Here is a 534-nt window from a genome sequence, read left to right on the forward strand (position 1 = left end):
ACCACTGCGCGACTCAACTGAGGAGCCCTGTGCGGGAATACCGCACGCAGGGATCTGCAAGGGGACTGCCCGGTAACGGGCAGTTCTACCTTAATAGGTAATAGAAATTAAACATGAAACGAAACCAAGTCCTATCAATATTGAATAAAGCCCTATTCATGGTCTGTCTGTTTTCGATCATCACAGGCGTAGCGGCATCAATTTTCGCATTATGGGGAATAATTGAAAATAAAGAATTAGCGACTCGGCTCATTCTAAGCAGCGTCGTGTTTTTTCTAGGCGCAGTTGGAGGGTCGGCAGCCATCGGATGCTTTAAAAGTAATCAGTATGCTTGGACACCAGAGGAAGTCATCGAGGATTTGGAACCGAAGGAAAAATCCAAAACCTAACCAGTCGCTTCTGGACAACGCCTTACGGCGCGCCAGAGCTCCACGTTGGATAAGTAAAATGAACAGATTCCGTCCTATAGTTGCTCTGGTCTACTTAATGATCCTATATCGGGCAAATCTAGTAGAAACCCTTCCCGGGGATACC

The 534-nt window shown here is 46.8% G+C and carries 1 protein-coding gene; it reads left to right on the plus strand.

Features of this window, described 5'->3' with window-relative positions:
- The first annotated feature begins 113 nt into the window (after positions 1-113).
- The gene (locus QEH52_RS20130) at positions 114-389 is read left to right on the plus strand and encodes a hypothetical protein (RefSeq protein ID WP_308952757.1); all 276 of its coding nucleotides are present in this window, start codon (positions 114-116) and stop codon (positions 387-389) included.
- Positions 390-534: the final 145 nt, after the last annotated feature.

The sequence above is a fragment of the Thalassobacterium maritimum genome (assembly GCF_031127805.1).
Classification (GTDB): Bacteria; Verrucomicrobiota; Verrucomicrobiia; order Opitutales; family Coraliomargaritaceae; genus Thalassobacterium; species Thalassobacterium maritimum.

Excerpts from the sequence above, each read along its gene's own strand:
- QEH52_RS20130 (WP_308952757.1), top strand. The coding sequence starts at position 114 with ATGAAACGAAACCAAGTCCTATCAATATTGAATAAAGCCCTATTCATG.